The 15,386-nt window shown below is 69.0% G+C and carries 14 protein-coding genes; 8 read left to right on the forward strand and 6 right to left on the reverse strand.

Going from position 1 to position 15,386, the window contains the following annotated elements:
- Window positions 1–105 precede the first annotated feature (105 nt).
- A complete protein-coding gene (gene purE, locus E8A74_RS14445) occupies window positions 106–594 on the forward strand; it encodes a 5-(carboxyamino)imidazole ribonucleotide mutase (RefSeq protein WP_136929568.1) in 489 nt (162 codons plus the stop codon).
- Window positions 595–598: 4 nt separating this feature from the next.
- Window positions 599–1,768 carry a 5-(carboxyamino)imidazole ribonucleotide synthase gene (locus tag E8A74_RS14450; RefSeq protein WP_170229109.1) on the forward strand — a complete coding sequence of 390 codons (1,170 nt, stop codon included), beginning with the start codon at window positions 599–601 and terminating at the stop codon, window positions 1,766–1,768.
- Here the strand turns inward: E8A74_RS14450 and E8A74_RS14455 are convergent.
- From E8A74_RS14455 to E8A74_RS14470, 4 genes are all read right to left on the reverse strand, one after another.
- Entirely contained in the window at window positions 1,734–3,464 is a 1,731-nt protein-coding gene (locus E8A74_RS14455; protein ID WP_170229122.1) for a hypothetical protein, read from the reverse strand. The genes E8A74_RS14450 and E8A74_RS14455 overlap by 35 nt on opposite strands.
- 94 nt (window positions 3,465–3,558) lie before the next feature.
- A complete protein-coding gene (locus tag E8A74_RS14460) occupies window positions 3,559–4,317 on the reverse strand; it encodes an ABC transporter permease (RefSeq protein WP_136929571.1) in 759 nt (252 codons plus the stop codon).
- A complete protein-coding gene (locus tag E8A74_RS14465; protein WP_136929572.1) occupies window positions 4,314–5,291 on the reverse strand; it encodes an ATP-binding cassette domain-containing protein in 978 nt (325 codons plus the stop codon). Before E8A74_RS14465 ends, E8A74_RS14460 begins: the two co-directional genes overlap by 4 nt.
- 94 nt (window positions 5,292–5,385) lie before the next feature.
- A complete protein-coding gene (locus E8A74_RS14470) occupies window positions 5,386–5,790 on the reverse strand; it encodes a hypothetical protein (protein WP_136929573.1) in 405 nt (134 codons plus the stop codon).
- Window positions 5,791–6,066: 276 nt separating this feature from the next.
- Between E8A74_RS14470 and E8A74_RS14475 the strand changes: the two genes are divergently transcribed.
- Window positions 6,067–7,143 carry a vWA domain-containing protein gene (locus tag E8A74_RS14475; RefSeq protein WP_136929574.1) on the forward strand — a complete coding sequence of 359 codons (1,077 nt, stop codon included), beginning with the start codon at window positions 6,067–6,069 and terminating at the stop codon, window positions 7,141–7,143.
- 99 nt (window positions 7,144–7,242) lie between these two features.
- A complete protein-coding gene (locus E8A74_RS14480) occupies window positions 7,243–7,767 on the forward strand; it encodes a hypothetical protein (RefSeq protein WP_136929575.1) in 525 nt (174 codons plus the stop codon).
- Here E8A74_RS14480 and E8A74_RS14485 read toward each other — a convergent pair.
- The gene (locus E8A74_RS14485) at window positions 7,764–8,198 is read right to left on the reverse strand and encodes a TFIIB-type zinc ribbon-containing protein (RefSeq protein WP_136929576.1); all 435 of its coding nucleotides are present in this window, start codon (window positions 8,196–8,198) and stop codon (window positions 7,764–7,766) included. The two genes, E8A74_RS14480 and E8A74_RS14485, sit on opposite strands and share 4 nt — an antisense overlap.
- A 453-nt stretch (window positions 8,199–8,651) precedes the next feature.
- Between E8A74_RS14485 and E8A74_RS14490 the strand changes: the two genes are divergently transcribed.
- Window positions 8,652–10,484, forward strand: a complete 1,833-nt coding sequence (locus E8A74_RS14490) for a B12-binding domain-containing radical SAM protein (protein WP_136929577.1) — start codon at window positions 8,652–8,654, stop codon at window positions 10,482–10,484.
- A gap of 4 nt (window positions 10,485–10,488) precedes the next feature.
- Here E8A74_RS14490 and E8A74_RS52260 read toward each other — a convergent pair whose 3' ends face one another.
- Window positions 10,489–11,361 carry a CAP domain-containing protein gene (locus E8A74_RS52260; RefSeq protein ID WP_170229123.1) on the reverse strand — a complete coding sequence of 291 codons (873 nt, stop codon included), beginning with the start codon at window positions 11,359–11,361 and terminating at the stop codon, window positions 10,489–10,491.
- Between the two features lie 167 nt (window positions 11,362–11,528).
- Here E8A74_RS52260 and E8A74_RS14505 point away from each other — a divergent pair, with 167 nt between their 5' ends.
- The 3 genes from E8A74_RS14505 to E8A74_RS14515 are packed head-to-tail and all read left to right on the forward strand — an operon-like array spanning window position 11,529 to window position 14,792.
- On the forward strand, window positions 11,529–12,947 hold the full coding sequence (locus tag E8A74_RS14505; RefSeq protein WP_136929580.1) for a hypothetical protein: 1,419 nt from the start codon (window positions 11,529–11,531) through the stop codon (window positions 12,945–12,947).
- Window positions 12,948–12,983: 36 nt separating this feature from the next.
- The gene (locus tag E8A74_RS53925) at window positions 12,984–13,955 is read left to right on the forward strand and encodes a hypothetical protein (RefSeq protein ID WP_211365361.1); all 972 of its coding nucleotides are present in this window, start codon (window positions 12,984–12,986) and stop codon (window positions 13,953–13,955) included.
- 9 nt (window positions 13,956–13,964) lie between these two features.
- Window positions 13,965–14,792 carry a hypothetical protein gene (locus tag E8A74_RS14515; RefSeq protein ID WP_136929581.1) on the forward strand — a complete coding sequence of 276 codons (828 nt, stop codon included), beginning with the start codon at window positions 13,965–13,967 and terminating at the stop codon, window positions 14,790–14,792.
- The last annotated feature ends 594 nt before the right edge of the window (window positions 14,793–15,386 follow it).

Genomic DNA, 15,386 nt, shown 5'->3' on the forward strand with positions numbered 1-15,386 from the left:
GAAGGCACGCGGGCCTGTGGGTCCGTCCGCTCGTTTTTCCCGGGCAGCCGGGCTCGACGTCCGAGTTCGATGACGTGCGCCCCGAAACCGACTAGAACACCCGCCATGACGCAGCGCGCCCCCCGCGTGGGGATCATCATGGGCAGCACGAGCGACGCGCCGACCCTGCGAAAGGCGGCCGAGATGCTCGAGCGCCTGGAGGTGCCGTTCGAGATGCGCGTGGTCAGCGCGCACCGCACGCCGGACCTCCTGTTCCGCTACGCAGAAGAGGCCGAGGCGCGCGGGCTCCAGGTGATCATCGCCGGCGCAGGCGGCGCCGCGCACCTGCCCGGGATGGTGGCCGCGAAGACGGTCCTGCCCGTGCTCGGGGTGCCGATCCTGTCGCACGCCCTGCATGGGCTCGACTCGCTGCTTTCGATCGTGCAGATGCCGGGCGGCATCCCCGTGGGGACCCTGGCGATCGGCGATGCGGGCGCGAAAAACGCCGCGCTCCTCGCCGCTTCCATCCTCGCGCTCCACGACGCCCCGCTGCGTGAGCGCATCCAAGCATTCCGCGCGGAGCAGACCCGGGCCGCGCTCGAAAGCGAGGTTTGACGACGTGACTTCCCGCGGCCCCATTCTCCCCGGACGCACGGTGGGCATCCTGGGCGGCGGACAGCTCGGCCGCATGTTCGCGATCGCGGCGCGGCGCATGGGCTACCGCGTGCACGCGCTCGACCCCTCGCAGGACGGACCCGCGGGGCAGGTCGCGGACGTCGAGGTCGTCGCGCCGTACGAGGACGTGGACGCGGCGCGGCGCTTCGCCGAGGCGGTCGACGTCGTGACGTTCGAGTTCGAAAACGTCCCCTCCGAGACGCTCGCCGCCGTCGCGGAGATCAGGCCCGTTCACCCTTCGCCCGCGGTGCTCGACACGTGCCGCCACAGGCTGCGCGAAAAGCGTTTCCTCGCGAAAGGCGGCTTTCCGGTGGCGGGCTTCGCCGAGATCCGGACCGAGGACGAGCTCCGCGCCGCGCTCGTTCGCCTCGGCACGCCGGCCATTTTGAAGACGGCGGAGTTCGGCTACGACGGCAAAGGCCAGGTCCGGATCGACGCGCCCGAGAGCGCAGGTCGCGCGTTCGAGGCGCTCGGCGGGAAGCTCGGCGTGCTGGAAGCGTTCGTCCCGTTCGCGTGTGAGCTCTCCGTGGTCGTCGCGCGCTCGCACGCCGGCGACATCGTCCCGTTCGAGGTCGCCGAGAACCGGCACGCGCGGCACATCCTGGACGTCTCGCTCGCGCCCGCAGGCGTCCCCGCGGCGGCGCGCGCGCGCGCAACGGAAGTCGCCTCGGACATCGCGAAGGCGATCGACCTCGTGGGCGTGCTCGGCGTGGAGATGTTTTACCTGCCAAACGGCGACATCGTGGTGAACGAGCTCGCCCCGCGACCCCACAACTCGGGGCATTACACGTTCGACGCCTGCGTGACGAGCCAGTTCGAGCAACAATTGCGCGCGGTCTGCGGTTTGCCCCTCGGCGAGCCCACCTTGCTTCGGCCCGCGGCGATGGCGAACCTGCTCGGCGATCTGTGGGAGCACGGCGAGCCGCAATGGGATCGGGCCGCGGCGTTCCCGGACGTCAAGATTCATCTGTACGGAAAAACCGAGGCGCGGCCGGGGCGGAAGATGGGGCACCTCGTGGCGATGGCGGAGACGGCGGAGGCGGCCTCGGCGCGGGTGCTCGCGGCGCGCAGCGCGCTCGTCAGCGGCCGACCGGGGGCAGACCCGTGCCCGTGAGCAGGTGGCGGACCCGGGCCTCGTTCGCCTCCTCGAGCCTCCCCGCCGCTTTCTCCCGCGCGTGGTCGTCCGCGTAGCTCTGGACGTACCCCGCGTACCAGACGAACACCTGCCCGCGGATCTTCTCGACCGCGCGCGTGGCGAGGGCCGCCTCGATGTCCCCATCGGAGGGAGCACGCAAGGGATCCCCCGCCGCGACTTCCTTGCATCGCCCGGACTCGGCGCGGAAGGTCTCGTCCGTCGCGCGCATCGAGATCGGATCCGGCGGCAAGGTCACGGCGCTGGTCTCACCGAGGACGTGGGCGCGGAGCGCGAGGGACGTCGCGGCGCTCCACGTGTGCAGCTCGACGCCGTAGTTGTGCGCGCAGATGCGATCGACGAGGATCGTCGTGGGCGTCCGCCGGAGCGCGGCGACGGCGCGCTCCCAGGCGTCGCGCTCGTTCGAGACCGTTTGCTGGGCGTCCGCGTGCTCCTTCTCTTTGCGCTCGGCCTCGCGCCGCGCCTCGTCCTCGCGCGTCTCGGCCTCGGCCCGCGCGCGGCGCGCGTCGTCGTGGCGATCGTCCTCCGCTTTGCACTCGGAGGGCAGCTTGTGCGTCGCGCGGCATTGATCGAGCTCGCGCTGCAGGCGCTTCTCGTCGGCCTTGGCGCGGTCGTGGAAGCTCGTCGCCGTCGTGAGGTTGCGGCGCGCGTCCTCGGCGGTCTTCTTCGTGCGGCGGGCGGACCCTTCGGCGGCGCGCGCGCGTCGCTCGGCCTCGTCGACCTCGCGCGAGGCGGCGTCGTAGGCGGGGTTCGGCAGGCGATCGGTCCCGCACACGTACTCGCAGGTGCGGCCCTGCGTGGCGACGTCGTGGTCCCGGGCGATCGTGTCGAACGCGGCCTGGATCCGCACGCCGGCCGCGTTCGGCGGCGGCTCCTGGCTGGTCGCCGCGACGAGCCGCGCGCGCGAGTCGCCCCTCCACCGGAGCAGCTCGGACTCGACGAGGGCGGAGACGCCGCTCGCCTTCGTGTCCGCGGGCTTTTCGATCACGAGGAAGAACCGGAGTTCGTCTTCGAGCGAGCGACGGATCTCGTCTGCGCGTTGCTTCGTGTCGCGGAAGCCCGGGCGGGCGGCTTCGACGTCGCGAAACGCGAGCAGGGCGTTGCCGCGTTTGCCCTCGGCGGCGTACTTGACGGCGCGGTCGTAGGCGCGTGTCGCCATCCGATCGAGGATGCGGCCTTCGAGGGTGGCGGCGGCTTGATCGTTCGGATCGCACTGCCGCGCCGCGCGCGCGAGGGAGAGGGCCGCGTCGTCGTGGTCGCTCGCGAGCAGCTCCTCGGCGCGCTTGAAGACGGCGGCGCGCGTCTCGACGTAGGTGCGACGCGCCTCCTGGTTCACCGGATCAAACGCGACCGCGTCGCGGGCGAGGAACAGGGCCTTTTCGAACTCTCCGCGCTCGAGCGCCTCCCGGCTCTCGACCGTGCGCCCCTCCGACTGCTTGCGGCGCGCGCTCGCGAGCTTTTGCTGCGCCAGCTCCTCGTCCGGATCGATGCGCGTCGCGCGCTCGTACTCTGCGGCTGCGGCGTCCCAGTCGCCGGCGCGGGCGAAGGCGTCGCCGCGCTCCATCGCGCGCTTGTAGGCGCGCCCGCAGCCCGCTGCGGAGAGCGCGAGGGTCACAGCGAGGAGCAAGGCGGGGAGGGCAGGGCGGCGGGGAAGCATTCGCATTTTGATCGAACGACGCCCCTCGACGTATGGAATTCGCGGGCGCGGGCGTCAAGAATTTGCGGCGGTCACGCGCGGCGGGCGCGGCGCGTCACGCCTGCATCCGCGAGAACGAGCGTACCGCGAGCGCGCCCACCAGGGCGAGTGTCCCGAGCACGACGCCCGCGTCGAGCAGGATCGGGAAATGGTGCACGCCGACGCAGAGGCCCCGCGTCGCGTCGACCGCGTACGACATCGGGTTCAGCCGCACCACGACCGCGAGCGCGGGCGGCAGGCCGTCGAGCGGATACAGCGCGCCCGAGAAGAAGAAGATCGGCTGGATCAGGAAGTTCACGATCCCGCCGAAGCCCTCGAACGTCTTCATGCGCGAGGCCACGGTGATCCCGAGCGCGCTCACGGCCATGCCGAAGGCGACGAGCACGGGGATCGCGAAGAGCGCGCCGAGCGGATCGATCCGCGCGCCGAGGAGCGGCGCGACGAGCAGCACGACCGAGACCTCGAGGAGGGACGTCACGCTGGCGGAGATCATCTTCGCGAGGACCAGCGTGGCGCGCGGGACGGGCGCGACGAGCAGCTCCTTCAGGAAGCCGAACTCGCGGTCCCACACGATCGAGATCGCGGAGAACATGCTGGAGAAGAGCACGGCCATCGTGGCCACGCCGGGCACGAGGAAGGAGACGAAGTCGACGCCGGTCGCGCCCGGGTCGAACGCCCTGCGGAGGCCGAAGCCGACGGCGAGGATCCAGAGCAGCGGGCGCACGAGCGTCGCGACGAGGTTCTGCCGGTCGCGCAGGAACTTCACGACGTCGCGGCGGGCGAGGTGGTAGACGACCTCCGCGCGCATGCTCATCTCCGCCGCGCCATGGCGCGCATCCTGTCGCGCCCGGCGTCGCCGTTGCCGTTGCGGATCTGTCGGCCCGTGAGGGCGAGGAACACGTCGTCGAGCGTCGGGCGCCGCACGGCGATGCCCGTGACCGCGACGCGCGCCTCGGAGACGAGCCGCACCACGAACGCCTCGCCGTCTTCCACGCGGAAGCAGAGGCCCTCCTCGGTTCGATCCGGCGTGAGGCCGTACCGCTCGGCGAGCACGTCGCAGAGCGCCGCGGGCTCGTTCGTCCGCACGAAGACCACGTCCTTGCCCACGGCGCGCTTCAGCGCCTCGGGGCTGTCCTCGGCCACGATCCGCCCGTGATCGATCACCGCGATTCGATCGCAGTGCTCGGCCTCGTCCATGTAATGGGTCGTCAGGAACAACGTCATGCCGTTCCGGTCGCGCAGGCCGCGCAGCACCTCCCAGGTCGCTTTTCGCGTCTGCGGATCGAGCCCGGTCGTCGGTTCGTCCAGGAAGAGCACGCGCGGGCGGTGCACGAGGCCGCGGGCGATCTCGAGCCTCCGCTTCATGCCGCCCGAGAACGTGCGCACGAGGTCCTTTTTTCGATCCGCGAGATCCACGAACGCGAGGGCCTCGTCGAGGCGCGCGCGGCGCTCGGCGCGGGGCACGCCGTACACGACGGCGTGGAGCAGGAGGTTCTCCTCCGCGGTGAGGCGATCGTCGAGGGACGGATCCTGAAAGATCACGCCGATGGCTCGCCGCACGTCGTCGGGGCTCTTCGTGACGTCGAAGCCGGCGAGCCGCAGGACGCCGCTCGTCGGCGCGAGCAGCGTGCAGAGCATCTTGATGGTCGTGGTCTTGCCGGCGCCGTTTGGCCCGAGGAACCCGAAGATCTCGCCTTCCTGCACGGTGAAGCTCACGCCGCGGACGGCCTCGACGTCGCCGAAGCGCTTCGAGAGGTCACGGACCTCGATCGCGGGGGAGGGGTTCATCGTGCGGGGAGCGGGCCTGCGGAGGCCGTCTTCATAGGCCTTGCAAGCCGGGGGCCGCAAGGGGAGGGGGAGGCGCGCGCGACGTCGAGGACGCTCAGTCGTCGTCCCCGTCGCTGCTGCCGCCGGTGCTCGACCGGGCGCAGGCGATGTTGATGTTGTTGATCACGTCGGCGCAAATCGTCTGGAATGCGTAGGCGCGGATCTGCACGTCGTCGCACGAACTCGCTTGGATGAGCTTGACGCAGCTATCGACGTCCACCGTGGCGGAGCAGCCGGAAATGCTGCTGCAGTTGGTCGTCGACGTCGAGCAGACGTCATTCTCGTCGACGGCGGGCTTGCCGCAGGTGCTCAGCACGCCGTTCGCGGCGTCGGTGAGCTTCTGGCACGCGGTCGCGCCGTCGAACTCGTCCTCGTCGCAGCTACAGCCGACGCCGAGCAGGGCGGCGAGGCCAAGCGAGAACGAGATCGCGAGCACGCGAGATAAGGAATTCGTTCGCATCGTCAAGGATCTTTCCAGGAAGGAGCTATCGCCGGACGGAACGGCCGGGGCGCGCCGACGCTAGCAGGAAGCCCGTACCCCTGCAAAGCCGCACCGCTGCGCCGTTTGCCCGTCCCGTGACGGACAATGTCCGCCCGGGCCTCCGTGTTCGCCATTCTCGAACGAAGGGTCGAACAATGTCCGACCCATAGGAATCGTCAATGGACAATCACGTCGAAGGGACGCACATTGGACGAACCAATCGCGACGCGGTCGCGACCCACGGAGGGCTTTGTTATGATCGACAACAGGATCGAGGTCGTCTTCTCTTTCGACACCACCGGCAGCATGTACCCCTGCTTGACGCAGGTCCGGCGCAAGGTCGGCGAGACGGTGCGGCGATTGATGAAGGAGATCCCGGGGATCCGGATCGGCATCATCGCCCACGGCGACTATTGCGACGCCGGCTCGACGTACGTGACGAAGGCCCTCGACCTGACCGACGACGGCGACGCGATCGTGCGTTTCGTGGAGAAGGTCGGCCCCACGGGCGGCGGCGACGCGCCCGAGTGTTACGAGCTCGTCCTGCACGAGGCCCGGTCGATGTCCTGGACCAAGAACTACACGAAGGTCTTCGTGCTCATCGGCGACGACGTGCCGCACGGGCCGAACCAGAACCCGAAGAAGCTCGATTGGCGCAATGAAGTCGACGCGCTCGGCGCGGCCGGCATCCCGGTCTACGGCGTGCAATGCCTCGGCCGCCGCCACGCGACGCCGTTTTACGCGGAGCTCGCGCGGAAGAGCGGCGGTTTCCACATCGGCCTCGACCAGTTCGCCTACGTGACCGACATGATCCTCGCGGTCTGCTACAAGCAATCGTCCGACGAGAAGCTCCAGGATTACGAGCGCGAGGTCAAGAAGCAGGGCCGCATGAACCGCGGCCTCGACAAGATGTTCGGCACGATGATGAAGCGCGAGGCGTCCGCCGAATACGGCGACACCGACCTCCGCGCCGTGCCGCCCGGCAGGTTCCAGGCGCTCGAGGTGGACCGCGACATGCCCATCAAGCAGTTCGTCCTGGAAAACGGCCTGACCTTCAAGGCGGGCCGCGGCTTCTACGAGTTCATGAAGACCGAGACGATCCAGGGGCACAAGGAGGTGGTGCTGCTGGACCGCAAGACGGGCGATCTCTACAGCGGCGAGCGCGCCCGCGAGATGCTCGGCTTGCCGCCCGGCGCGACCGTGCGCATCAAGCCCGCGAGCCTGGAGAAGTACGTGGTCTTCGTGCAGAGCACCTCGTACAACCGCAAGCTCATCGGCGGCACGCGCTTCCTTTACGAGGTCGAGGACTGGGCCAAGGCCGAGGCCGCCTGAATCGAAGTCCGATACGTGCTTTCAGGGCTCGGTCCGCCTGCCTCCTCGGGCGGCGTCGGATATGCTTCCGTCAGCCGAGGACCGTCCCTGGAGGTAAAGATGCGCCGAAACCTTTTCCTCATTTCCGTGATCGCCGGCCTGGGCGTGGTGGGGTTCCTTCCTTCCACGGCCCGGGCTGGCCTTTCGCTGGGCGCCGACATGAACGTGGGGGTCGTGACCAGCGGCGCGGGTCCTGTCGGCGACGTCGGCAGCGGCATCGGCGGCCGGATCGGATACCGCGCGAACCTCGGGCCCTTCGCGATCACCCCGGAGATCGGAGGATCCTACCTGCGCCTGAACGCGGTCGAGACCCCGATGCGCGGGGTCGTGGGCGGGCGCCTGGCCTTGCGCGGCATGGTGCAGCCCTCGATCTTCGCTCATTACGGGATTGCGATCGTGCAGCAGGATGTCCGCGGACCCACGTACGACCTGGGCGCAGCGGTCGATTTGAGCGCCGCGATCGTCCGGGTCGGCGTGCACGCGGGGTACGTTGCCGTGCAGAGCACGGCCGATCGAGGGCTCGATTCGGTGTACGTGCCCCTCGAATGGGTCGAGCTCGGCTTGCACGCCGGCCTCGGGTTTTAACGGAAGAGGTCTTCGAGCGCGTCGAGCTCGCCGAAATCGAGCCATACGCCGCGGCACTCGATGCACGTATCGACCATCACCTCGGAGCCGAAGCCCCAGTTGCGCGCGGCCATCTCGCCCCCGCACGACGGGCAAACGAGCGCGGCGGCCTCTCCCTCGGTCCCCGCGCCGCGCTCCCGGGCGTGCGCGTAGACGCGCTGGAGGGCCGTCGTCGGGGTGCGCGTCGGCTTCGTTTCGCCGTTCGCCGCGGCGTTCTGGATTTTTGCGAGCTCGCCGTGATCGAGGAAGACGCCGCCGCACCCCGTGCAGCCGTCGAGCTCCACGCCGGCTTCGTGCGCGATGGTTTCGAGCCGCTCACGGCGGTGATGGCGCTCGCCGGCGCCGCGGTAAGGGTCGTTCGTCAGGTCGAGCTTGCAACGAGGGCATTCCATGGGTTCTCGATACTACCAGATTTTTCGACGTATCCAAAAGCGAGGACACCACCTCCGAGCCCCCTGCGCGCCCCTCGCGCCTGTCGTTCGGTCGGTCCACGTGGATATGCTGCTCGGCGCGTTCGGGGCCGAGGCAGAGTTCTCCGAACCGCGGTTTGCCCGGACATGCGATCTGCCGCCCAGCGTGATGACGGAATGAAATCGAGGATTCTCCGTTCGTTTGGCTTGCACGCCTCGGGCCCCCCTGCTATTCACCTCTCGCGCGCCGCGTGTTGACCTATCCCCCCCCGAGGTCCACGTGGCGCGTCTTTTTTTGTGCGCCGTTCGGCGCGTGGCCCCGTCCGATTCGTGCGTCTTCCGGGCTTACCCGGCCGACCAGGCCGAGGGAGAGCGCGATTTTTTGAGGCGCTGGTCCTTCGCGACCCGTTACACTCGGTGCGTCGAGAGGCACCGATGCGTATTGCGCTCCTGTATCCCCCGCCCTGGAAGATCCCGGCTCGCGGCGAGCCGTATGACATGCGCGGCGACGGGCCGCCCGCCGAGTACCGCGAGGGGGATCTCGACGCGGATTTCTACCAGATCCCCTATGGCTTGTTGTCGATCGCGGCGCAGGCTCTTCGCGCCGGTCATCAGGTCAAGGTCCTGAACCTCTCGGCGATGACGTGGGCGAAGGTCGAGGAGGTGCTCGCCTCGCTCGACGCCGATCTCTACGCGATGTCGTGCTGGACCGCGAACCGCCGCGGCGTCGCGCTCGTCGCGAAGGCCATCCGCGCGCGCCGCCCGAAGGCGCCCATCATCGTCGGGGGTCCACACGCGAGCCCGTTCGCGAAGGAGATCCTCGAACACTGGCCTGAGGTGGACGTCGCCACGATCGGCGAGAGTGAAATCACGTTCCTGGAGATCGTGGATCGCCTCGCGGCGGGTCGCAGCTTGCGCGGGCTCGCGGGCGCGGCGTATCGATTCGAAGGCCGCGTGGAGATGGGGCCGAGCCGCGCGTCGATCGAGGAGCTCGACACGCTTGCCTCGCCGCACGCGTTTTTCGACACGCACATCCTGATGACGTCCCGCGGCTGCCCGTGGGCGTGCACGTTCTGCGGGGCCGAGAACACCTGGGGACGCGGGTTCCGAGGGCAATCGGTGTCGCACGTGCTCGACGTGCTCGAAACGACCGTGGCGCGGTTGCCCGTGAAGATGATCCTCGTCAAGGACGACACGTTCACCACGAACCGGAAGCGCGTCCTCGACCTGTGCCGCGGCATCCGGGAGCGGAACCTTCGTTTCTTGTGGAGCTGCGATACGCGCGTCGACGTGCTCGGCGAGGAGCTGCTCTACGAGATGCGCCTCGCGGGCTGCGAGCGGCTCTCGCTCGGCGTGGAGAGCGGCTCGCCGCAGATCTTGAAGGCGGTCGACAAGAAGATCACGGTCCAGAAGATCCTCGATTCGACCGCGCTCGCGAAGAAATACGGCATCAAGGTCCGTTATTTCATGATGCTCGGCAACCGCGGCGAGACGGCCGAGACGTTCCGCGAGACCCTCGCGTTCCTCGACCGCGCGCGGCCCCACCAGTACATCTTTTCGTGCCTCTCCATCTACCCCGGCACGCGTGATTACGACGAGGCGACGGCCTCCGGGTGGCTCGACCCGGAAGTGTATTTCACGGGTGATTTCCAGGAGCTCAAGGTTCCGTTCGACGCCTCCGAGGAGGACACGAAGCTCATGAGCGATTGGTTCCGCGAGAACAGCGGTCTGCGTGATCATTTTCGGGAGAGCGCGGCGGAATGCGAGGCGATCCTCGCGCGGCTCGGCGAGCACCACGCGGCGCACCTCGACTGCGCGAGCGCCCATTACCGGGAAAACAACCTGGACGCGGCCGAGCGGCACGCGGCGCGGGCGCTCGAGCTCGGGCACCCCTTGCCCGGGCTCTGCTTGAACATGCTCGCGGTGATCGCGGCCCGGCGCTCGGCCTGGAAGAACATGCAAGACCTCTTCACGGAGGCCTGGCACAAGGATCCCCAGCATTGGGTGCTCGTGCGCAACGTGCAGAAGGTGAAGGCGTGGCTCGATCAAGCGGGGCCGCTGCGGGGCATGCCGCTCGAGCTCGAAGCGCACAACGAGTTTCAGCTCCTCGAACGGACCGTGCAGCCGATGCTCCCGGGGCCGCTCCCGCCCGATTACGCGGTGTGGAGCGCGCCCGCGTCGCGCGCGCAGAACCCCGAGATGCGCGCCCCGCAGGCCGGCAGCCACGCGTCCTTTCAGCCAAAGACGCGGCTGCGCGTGGTGACGTGAGGGCTCAGTTGCAGCTCGCCTCCGTCGCACCGCCGAAGACCGTCGTCCAGTACACGCCGTAATCGCCGCCGCCGGTCGCGCGACCGATGCCGATCACCGTGTACGAACTGCCGAGCATGTTTGCGTTGTGTCCGGACGAGTTCTTCCATTGCGTGAAGACCGCGTCGGCGGTGCTGTTGCCCGCGGCGATGTTCTCGCCCATCGCGGTCTGTACGGGACACGCGTGGTCGTAGCAGGCGTCGCACGCGCGGTCGCTGAAGCCCGAGCCGTTCTGGCCGGTGTGCGAGAAATAATTCTGGTCGCGCATGTCCTCGCTGTGGCCCTGCGCGGCGCGGTTCAACGAGGTGCACGCCGCGAGCGGCGGCAGGCCGCTCGTCGCGCGGTAATCGTTCAGGATCGCTAAAAATCCCTTCTCCTCGGCGTCGAGCGCCGTCGTGGCCGCGCCGGCGCCCGTGCACATCGCGCACGCGCCGCAATCGGAGGCGCAGTTCATGCACGTCTCGGCGCCGCTGCAAACTCCATTGCCACAACACGCGCCGCAATCCATCGGGCACGTCTCGCAGCTCTCGCCGCCGCTGCACGTCTTGTCCCCGCAGCCGACGCCGCCGCCGGAGCTCGCCGTGGACGAGGCGCCTCCACCCCCGGCGCCTTGCCCCGCGCCACCCGTGCTTGTCCCCCCCGCACCACCGCCGCCCGCGCCGCCTGCACTGCCTGCGCCGCTGCTCGCGGGGCCATTGTGCACGCCCGCCGAGCCCCCTTCACCTTCGTCCGGGGCTTCGCCATCGTCGGTCCCGCCGATGACGCCGGTGCAGGCGCCGAGCGCGAGCAAAGAAAGGAGCGCGAGGGACGCCGTCACGAAAGCCGAGCGAATTTGCATGCGCCGATTCTACGCCGGACGCGGCGCGCGCCTCTACCGAGAACATGCACGATTGCGTACTTTGCGGGCGGTATCGGTTTGCCGCCGGCGCATTTTTCCGACAAGGGAGCGCTTGTTGCGCTCCGCGCGCGGCGGCAAGCCGCGTGCATGGGGGAGAGACCTGTCTCATGCGAGCGCGGCTCCCGACCCCGACCGTGCACCGGCTGATCAGCTCCCCGCTCGGGGCCCTGCTCGATACGCCCACCTATGAACGATTCAAGCTGGAACGTTTGCCGTTCGAGCTGCGCCTCCTGCGCCTCGGCGCCATGGCCGCGGCCCTCGGCTCGTCCGACGCGGACGAATTGATCGCGCGCCTCGGCGTGAAAGACGAGGTCCCGACGACGATGCGGCGCCGCCTCGCCCGTGGGCTCACGCAATTCGCGCGGGCGCGCGCGGCGCGGGAGGACATCACGCGCCGCTGGGAGCGCGCGCTCTGGGGTGAACCCTGGCCGTCGCCCGGGCGCGACGAGCTCATCCGGCTGGAAATGGAGCGGCGCGTGCGCGCGCGGCGGTGCCTCGTCCCCCAGCGAACGCTCGGTTTCTTCGCTGCAAAGATCCCCTTTGATCCGATCGCCTTCCACGTCCCCTCGCCCGGCGAGGTCGCGGCGCGGTGGGCGCGGGAGATTGCGCGGCCGGAGCTGCTCTATGGATGGCCCGCGGAGCTGCCTTCGATCGAGCGGTCTCGCGCGCTCCCGGGGCCCGTCGGACCCGAATACCTCCTCCGGTTTCGTTCGCCCTCGCGCATCGGCGATATCGTTCACGCCCGCGTCTTCGAGCCGGAGCGGCGCGAGGAGATCGCGGCGACGTTCCTTTATGCAGGCGGCCTCTTCACGGCCTGCGACGACGATGTGTATTGGCCCGAGGAGGAGGCCATGGGGCGCGGGCTCGCCGCGCGGGGGCATCGCGTCATCCTGCTCGCGCTGCCCTGGCATGGGAGGCGCGCGCCCGCCGGAAAGGCGAGCGGCGAGGCGAGCCTTTCGGCGGGGCCCGAGGGGCTTTTTCGTTTGTGCGCGGCCGGCGCCCAGGAGATGGCGGTGCTCATTGCGTGGGCGCGCGAGCTCGGCTCATCCGTGGTCGGCATCGGGGGCACGAGCATCGGGGCGCTCGTGGCGCAGGCGGTTTGTGGCCGCGCGCGGAGTTTTCCCCGCGGGATGCGCCCCGACGCCGTCTTCCTCGCCGGCGCGGCCCTCCGGCTCGACGAGGCGATCCTCGACGCGCCCCTCGCCGAACGAATGGGGCTGTCGCAGGCGATCCTGGAAGCGGGCTGGACCCGCGAGGCCCTCGCTTGCCTGCGGGATGTCTTGGATCCCCCGAGCGAGCCAGGCATTCCGCCGGAGCGAATTCACGCCGTGCTCGGGCTCTCCGACCCGTTTCTCCCGGCCACGCTCGGGCGCGAGCTTCTGCGCGCGTGGCACGTGCCGGAGGGGAACATAACATTGCGGCCCGGGGGCCAGGTCGGTTTGCTCCTCCACCTCGTTCGGGATTCGGATGCGCGCCTCACCATCGCGGGTGCGCTTCACCGCGCGGCGCGGGCCGTTCGCGCGTGACGTCGGGCCGCGAAGGTGTATCCTCCGCGCCCGCTCATGTCGAACTGGTCGACCTTCACCCTGCCCTTCGAGGGCCTGGAGCTGCCGCGATTCCTCCTCACGCTGGAGCAGTCGCTCGCCGCGTTTCCCGGCGCCCGCGTCACGTTCGTCGAGCTCGACGTCGCTGACGACCCCGACGAACCCCTTTGCGGCATCGAGATCGCCCTGCCGCGCCCGCTCGTCGAGCACCACCGCGCGCCCGACGACCCCGAATTGCCGGAAGAGGAGGACGCCCCGAGCGCCGAGATCACGCTCTCCGCCGAAGGCGAAGAGACGACGCTCGCCGTGGACCTCGAACGAAACGCCTTCGTGATGCCGGTGCTCGTCAAGATCGTCGAGGATGTCCTGCGTCGCCTCGAGGTGATCGAGGAGGACGAAAACGAGGACGAGGACGAGGAAGAGGACGACGAGGAATTCGAGGACGAGGAAGACGAAGACGAGCTGGACGAGGAAGAAGACGAGGAAGCGGAAGAAGACGAGGACGACGAGGACGAAGACGGCGAGGACGAGGACGAGGAAGAGGAAGAGGACGAAGAAGACGACGAGGACGAGGTTGGCGAAGCCTTCGAGGCGCTTCGGGTCGTCGCCGCGCGGACGTTCGGGGCCTTAGAAGGGGGCGAGACGTCCTTTTCGTTCATGGTTTCCTGGGAGGAGCCGCCCCGCAAGAAGGGCGTCCGCGTGCGCGCATTCGAGCCCACGTTCGCCATGGGCGAGGGCGCAGGCGCGTCGTGGGTCGCGCTCGAATGCGAGGTTTGCCCACTCGCGGCGCTCGCGCCGTCCGAGGCCGTCGGCATCAATACGGCCGCCGATTTCCAGATCTCGCTCGACGGCGAGACGTACCTCCTCACGACGAGTTATCCCGTGCGCGCGCTCGATGCGTCGTTGTTTCTGGAGATCACGCTCGCGCTCGCCGAGCAGGCGGACATCCTCGGTCTGGCCATCGAAGAAGGCAAGCTCGCCCGTTCCTGAGAGAAAACCATGCCCCGTCCGTTTTGCTTCACGCTGCCCTACGCTCGGTTCTCCCCAGCCCACGCGCTCGCGAGCCTGGAGGAGGCCATGGCCTTTTTTCCGGACGCACGTATCGCGCGGGCCATCGTCGACATGGAGCAAGAAGCCCCGCAAGGGCTCGACGTCGACATCGAGCTCGGTCCCTCGCTCCTGCCCGAGTCCGCCGGGGAGGAGCTGCGCATCGGGACGCTCTCGGTGCGATTCGACGGCCAGGCCGTGTCGCTCGTGATCGACCCGCGAGATTCGAGCGCGGTGCTGCCCGCCATTTTCGCAATCGCCGAGACCATGCTCGCGAGCGTGCGAGACCTCGCCGCAGTGGCCGCAGGCGAGGACGTCGAGGAAGAGGAAACGACCGAAGCAGACGTGGATCCGTGGAGCAAACCGGCGTCCTTCGACGATCTCGCGCGTCGCGCACGCCACATGTTTTCGCTCGATGGGCGTGGCGAGACAGCCTTCGGCGTGACGGTCGCCTGGCAAAAGCCGGTGGGACGAACGCAAGGCCTGCTCGCACACGCGCACACGCCGCGTTTCGAGGAGGAGAGCGGCGGTGAAGGAACGTGGGTGACGCTGGAGAGCCCCGTTTGCCCCAAGAATCGTCTCACGCCGGAGGAGGCGCTGCGTCGGAGCCGCTCGCTCGACGTGGGCGCGCTCTGCGAGCGAGCCGAGCATTACACGATCGTGGCGCGGTATCCGCTGCGAGCGCTGGACCGGGCCCGCTTCGTGGCTATCGCAATGGCCATCGCCGAGCAGGCCGATCGGCTGGAGGCGATGCTCACGGGTGGGAAGGACGAGCTGTAGAGCGAAGCGCGGACAGCTCGATGGCCAACGTCCCGTCGCATGACGTCTTGTCGTGACGCGGTGGCCTCACCTTCCAAATGGCACGCCTCCGTCCCACCCCGCGATGGGGGCCGTAGGTCTTCGGCGACGAGCCCGTCTCTCGACGCCACGAGCCCGCCGCGCCTTCCATCGCCCCCGTTCCTCCGAGGCACGACCCCGTATCTCCGGAGACTCGGCCGCACGCTTCCGAGGCATGACGTCGTTCCTTCGAGGCACGAGGTCGTGTGTCCGGAGACTCGGCCGCACGCTTCCGAGGCACGACGTCGTCTCTCCAAGGTACGAGGTCGTGTGTCCGGAGACTCGGCCGCACGCTTCCGAGGCACGACGTCGTCTCTCCAAGGTACGAGGTCGTGTGTCCGGAGACTCGGCCGCACGCTTCCGAGGCATGACGTCGTTCCTCCGAGGCACGAGGTCGTGTGTCCGGAGACTGTGCAACCGGAATCTTGGGTGACACTTCAGACCGGGACCTCGGGTGACACTTTTTCGCTTCTCGAGGGGTCGACCCATCCGCTCGGGTGGCGCAGACCGGTGCCTCGGGTACGTAGACCGGGACCC

The sequence above is a fragment of the Polyangium fumosum genome, from assembly GCF_005144585.1.
In the GTDB taxonomy this organism is placed as follows: Bacteria; Myxococcota_A; Polyangia; order Polyangiales; family Polyangiaceae; genus Polyangium; species Polyangium fumosum.

What these genes read in the sequence shown, in the direction of transcription:
- E8A74_RS14460 (WP_136929571.1), bottom strand. Translation starts at nt 4,317, where the DNA reads ATGAGCATGCGCGCGGAGGTCGTCTACCACCTCGCCCGCCGCGACGTC.
- E8A74_RS52260 (WP_170229123.1), bottom strand. Translation starts at nt 11,361, where the DNA reads ATGCAAATTCGCTCGGCTTTCGTGACGGCGTCCCTCGCGCTCCTTTCT.
- E8A74_RS14515 (WP_136929581.1), top strand. Translation starts at nt 13,965, where the DNA reads ATGCCCCGTCCGTTTTGCTTCACGCTGCCCTACGCTCGGTTCTCCCCA.
- E8A74_RS14465 (WP_136929572.1), bottom strand. Translation starts at nt 5,291, where the DNA reads ATGAACCCCTCCCCCGCGATCGAGGTCCGTGACCTCTCGAAGCGCTTC.
- E8A74_RS14455 (WP_170229122.1), bottom strand. Translation starts at nt 3,464, where the DNA reads ATGCTTCCCCGCCGCCCTGCCCTCCCCGCCTTGCTCCTCGCTGTGACC.
- E8A74_RS14470 (WP_136929573.1), bottom strand. Translation starts at nt 5,790, where the DNA reads ATGCGAACGAATTCCTTATCTCGCGTGCTCGCGATCTCGTTCTCGCTT.
- E8A74_RS53925 (WP_211365361.1), top strand. Translation starts at nt 12,984, where the DNA reads ATGTCGAACTGGTCGACCTTCACCCTGCCCTTCGAGGGCCTGGAGCTG.
- purE (WP_136929568.1), top strand. Translation starts at nt 106, where the DNA reads ATGACGCAGCGCGCCCCCCGCGTGGGGATCATCATGGGCAGCACGAGC.
- E8A74_RS14475 (WP_136929574.1), top strand. Translation starts at nt 6,067, where the DNA reads ATGATCGACAACAGGATCGAGGTCGTCTTCTCTTTCGACACCACCGGC.
- E8A74_RS14505 (WP_136929580.1), top strand. Translation starts at nt 11,529, where the DNA reads ATGCGAGCGCGGCTCCCGACCCCGACCGTGCACCGGCTGATCAGCTCC.
- E8A74_RS14480 (WP_136929575.1), top strand. Translation starts at nt 7,243, where the DNA reads ATGCGCCGAAACCTTTTCCTCATTTCCGTGATCGCCGGCCTGGGCGTG.
- E8A74_RS14485 (WP_136929576.1), bottom strand. Translation starts at nt 8,198, where the DNA reads ATGGAATGCCCTCGTTGCAAGCTCGACCTGACGAACGACCCTTACCGC.
- E8A74_RS14490 (WP_136929577.1), top strand. Translation starts at nt 8,652, where the DNA reads ATGCGTATTGCGCTCCTGTATCCCCCGCCCTGGAAGATCCCGGCTCGC.